The organism is uncultured Nevskia sp. (assembly GCF_903885465.1).
Lineage (GTDB): Bacteria > Pseudomonadota > Gammaproteobacteria > Nevskiales > Nevskiaceae > Nevskia.
The window spans coordinates 1-3,789 of sequence record NZ_CAISIQ010000304.1 but is presented as its reverse complement, the minus strand read 5'-3'; the positions used below and the strand labels follow the sequence as shown (position 1 = coordinate 3,789).

Sequence of the window (3,789 nt, the reverse complement as noted above, 5' to 3'; positions counted from 1 at the left end):
GCTGAACTTTCTCACTGACATCGAGCACGACACGCAGACCCTTGTCGCGCGGGCCGGTGCGCAAGGCCTTGATCAGGCCGGCGCCAGCGCTGCTCGACGGCAGAGCTGAGCCGCGACGGGCATCGCTGAAATCGATGACCACACGATCAGGATTGGCGAGCGTGAAAACCTTCGGCTTGGTTTCGGCGTCGAGATCGAAGACCACGCGCGTCGAATCCGGACCGTCGAGCAGGCGCAGCTCGCGCAGCTCCGTTGCGGCAGCAGACTGCACGGTCAGAAGCAACAAAAATCCAGTCAATGCGCGCATGAAGCCCCATCGGGGTCGATCAAAGCCAGAAGATACGGCGTAGCGGCCGTGACTTCAACAGATTTCGAAGAATTTTCGTATCGAAATCAGTGCTTAGTAGAAACTACCTCATGTTCTATCGAGATTCCGGCACGATTTCCGGCCAGCGCGCAACGATGAGCGGCCATTCGGGTGTCGTTTCAAGCTCCGCCAAGCGCCCGTCACCATCAGCCGACAGCCGCACGACGAGGCTCGCCGGCGGCAGAAAACCAGTGCCGCATTCCGGCCATTCGACCAGCCACCAGCAGCCTGATGGCGAGTAATCGTCGAGGCCCAGACCCTCCAGTTCATCCGGATGTTTCAGGCGATACAGGTCCATGTGCAGCAGGTCCTGATCGCCGATCCGATACGGCTCGATCAGCGTGTAAGTGGGGCTTCGGATCGTGCCGTTGACGCCCAGCGAGCGCAGAAAACCACGCGCCAAGGTGGTCTTGCCAGCGCCGAGCGTGCCCTGCAGGTAGATCACCCCGCCCGGCTGAGACGCGGTCTCGGCCGCGAGTCGCGCACCGAGTGCTTCGGTCGCGATATCGTCAGCAAGCTTGATCGTCATTCGGCTCATGGATTGACCTGCGCACGCAGCGCATCGACAACATCGGAAGCAATCAGCCCGCGCTCACCGCCCGCGGCCGCGACGGCATCACCGGCTCTGGCATGCACCGTCACCGCCGCCGCTGCCGCAATGCCCAGCGGCAAGTCCTGGGCAAGAAATGCGGCGCTGATACCGGTCAGCACATCGCCCATGCCACCGACACCCATACCTGGATTGCCGTAAGGACAGAGCCGCAGCACTGCGCCGTCGGCGATCAGGCTGCCGGCACCTTTGAGCACCACTGCACCACCGTAACGGGCCTGCAGCGCTTGTACGGCAGCGATTCGATTTTGCTGCACAGCCGCAGTACTGCAGCCGAGCAGGCGGCCGGCTTCGCCTGGATGGGGCGTCAGCAGCCAGTCATCCCTTCGGCGTGAGGGCGACTGCTGCGCGAGCAGATTCAAGGCATCGGCGTCGATCACCATCGGCAGCGTCGCCGCCATCGCCGCGCCGAACATCATCCGGCTCCAATCGTCCGTACCCAGTCCTGGACCGACTGCAATGACATCGGCGCGGGCGATCAGCATTGCCAGTTCGGAGGCCGATTCGACACCACGCACCATCAGATCCGGCTGCGCGGCCGCGAGCAGCGGCGCATGCACAGCGCGGGTCGCGATGGTCACCAATCCGGCGCCAGCGCGGAGCGCGGCTCGGCCGGCGAGCAGGATCGCGCCGAGCATGCCGTGGTCTCCGCCGATCAGCAGCACATGGCCATGATCGCCCTTGTGGCCGGTGCGGCTACGGCGTGGCAGCCAGCGGTGCAGGTCCTCGGCGTCGATGCGCTGGGCGATCGGGATCAAGCCGTCGTGAACACGTTCCGGCACGTCCAATGTCGCAAGTTCCACTTGGCCCGTGAATGCCGGCCCTTGGCCAGTCAGCAAGCCGATCTTTTCGGCGATGAAAGTCATCGTCATGTCGGCATTGATCACCACGCCCGGCATATGGCCGGTATCGGCGATCAGGCCGGAGGGAATGTCGAGCGCCAGCACCGCGGCGCCATTCGCCTTGGCGACATTGGCCGTGACGATAGCGTCGGCAGTTTCTCCTTCCGGCGCTCGGCTCAGGCCGATGCCGTACAGCGCGTCGACGATCAGATCGACCGTGAGCAGCGCTTCGCCAGACGTAAGCGACCAGCGCTCGATCGAGCCAACCGCTAGCCAAGCCGCACGCGCCGTCAGGGCATCGCCGCGACGCGGCAAGTCTTCGCATTCGAACACCCGTACCTTGCAGCCATCAGCCCGCGCAAGACACGCCAGCTCGTAACCGTCACCACCGTTGTTGCCGGGCCCGCAGAGAACGATGACGGCTCTAAGCTGCGGCCAGCGCGCCTGAGCGGCCCGCCATGCGGCCAGTGCGGCGCGCTGCATGAGTGTGTAACCAGGGATGCCGCAGTCCTCGATTGCGCGCCGATCCAGTTCGCGCACCTGGGCTGCGGAATACAATCGCGCCGCAATGTTTTCCATGCCGCCAGTATAAGTGTCCGCCCCTTCTGAACCCCTCGTGGTACCTCGCGATTGGGCGACGGAAATTCGCGATCGAGCTCGCGCGCTGGGCTTCGCCGATGCCGGCATTGCCAGCCTGGCGCTGGACGACGATCACGCTCATCTGCGTCGCTGGCTCGATGAAGGCCTGCACGGCGGCATGGGCTGGATGGCTGAGCACGCGGCGCTGCGTGCAAACCCCGCGCAGCTGCATCCAGGCACGATCACGGTGATCAGCGTGCGGCTCGACTATCGGCCGTCTGCCGAAGATGCCGACACCGTGCTCGCCGATCCGGAGGCCGCCTACATCTCGCGTTATGCCTTGGGTCGCGATTACCACAAGCTGATGCGCAAGCGGCTCAAGGCGCTCGCCGAACAGCTCACCCAGGCCATCGCGCCGCACGGCTATCGGGTGTTTGCCGACAGCGCGCCGGTGCTCGAGAAAGCGCTGGCCCGCAATGCCGGGCTCGGCTGGATCGGCAAGCACACGCTGGTGCTCAATCGCGAAGCTGGCTCCTGGTTCTTTCTCGGCGAGATCTATACCGATCTGCCGATCGACGCTGTGCCTGCGCAACCGGTCACACCGCGTTGTGGCAGCTGCACGGCCTGCATCGACATCTGCCCGACCCAGGCGATCATCGGCCCGTACCGGCTCGATGCGCGGCGCTGCATTTCCTATCTGACCATCGAGCACCACGGCGACATTCCCGAGGAACTGCGGCCAGCGATCGGCAACCGCATCTTCGGCTGCGACGATTGCCAGCTTGCCTGTCCGTGGAACCGCTACGCGAAGCTCGACGCCACACCGGATTTCGCGCCGCGCCACGGCCTGGACACCGCGCGACTGATCGAGCTGTTTGCCTGGACCGAAGACGAATATCTGAGCCGCACCGAAGGCATGGCCTTGCGCCGCGCCGGCCACCTGCGTTGGCTGCGCAACATCGCGGTGGCGATCGGCAATGCGCTGGCCGATGCCCGGCTGAGCGAAGGCGCGGCTAGCGCGCTCGTCGCCGCACTCGATTCGCGTTCGGCGTTTCCGGATTCAACGGTGCAATCTCATATTCGATGGGCGCTGCAGCGTCGTCCGGCGGCGGGCAGTAGATCGACGGCCCTTGATAGCCACTGATCTTCTGCCGGGTTTCCTCATACGCCGCCTTCAGCGCGGCATCGGTCTCGCCTTTCAAGGCCTGGTCGACCTGCTGCTCCGCAAGATCGACGCAGTGACGCTCCAGCAGCACCAGCGCCAGGTTATTGCGTACCACCGGGTTGCAGGCCTTCAGGCGCAACGATTCGAGATAGGCCTCCTGCGCGCCGGCCCAGTCCTTCTGCGCGTAGCGAGCATTGCCAAGCGCGACCCAGGGCACCACCTGATC

4 protein-coding genes are annotated in these 3,789 nt (G+C 64.8%); 1 reads left to right on the top strand and 3 read right to left on the bottom strand.

Annotated features, from left to right (window positions below):
• The 3 genes from QZY06_RS11770 to QZY06_RS11760 all read right to left on the bottom strand — a co-directional run.
• Positions 1 to 283: AMIN domain-containing protein (locus tag QZY06_RS11770; protein WP_295684454.1), on the bottom strand; the 283-nt coding region annotated here is incomplete at its 3' end.
• Positions 284 to 422: 139 nt separating this feature from the next.
• Complete coding sequence (gene tsaE / locus QZY06_RS11765) at positions 423 to 905, bottom strand: tRNA (adenosine(37)-N6)-threonylcarbamoyltransferase complex ATPase subunit type 1 TsaE (protein ID WP_295684451.1); 483 nt, start codon at positions 903 to 905, stop codon at positions 423 to 425.
• Positions 902 to 2,398, bottom strand: a complete 1,497-nt coding sequence (locus QZY06_RS11760; RefSeq protein WP_295684448.1) for an NAD(P)H-hydrate dehydratase — start codon at positions 2,396 to 2,398, stop codon at positions 902 to 904. The genes tsaE and QZY06_RS11760 overlap by 4 nt, the downstream gene beginning before the upstream one ends.
• 37 nt (positions 2,399 to 2,435) lie before the next feature.
• On the opposite strand from QZY06_RS11760, the gene queG reads away from it, so the two are divergent.
• Complete coding sequence (gene queG / locus QZY06_RS11755; RefSeq protein WP_295684445.1) at positions 2,436 to 3,542, top strand: tRNA epoxyqueuosine(34) reductase QueG; 1,107 nt, start codon at positions 2,436 to 2,438, stop codon at positions 3,540 to 3,542.
• Positions 3,543 to 3,789: the final 247 nt, after the last annotated feature.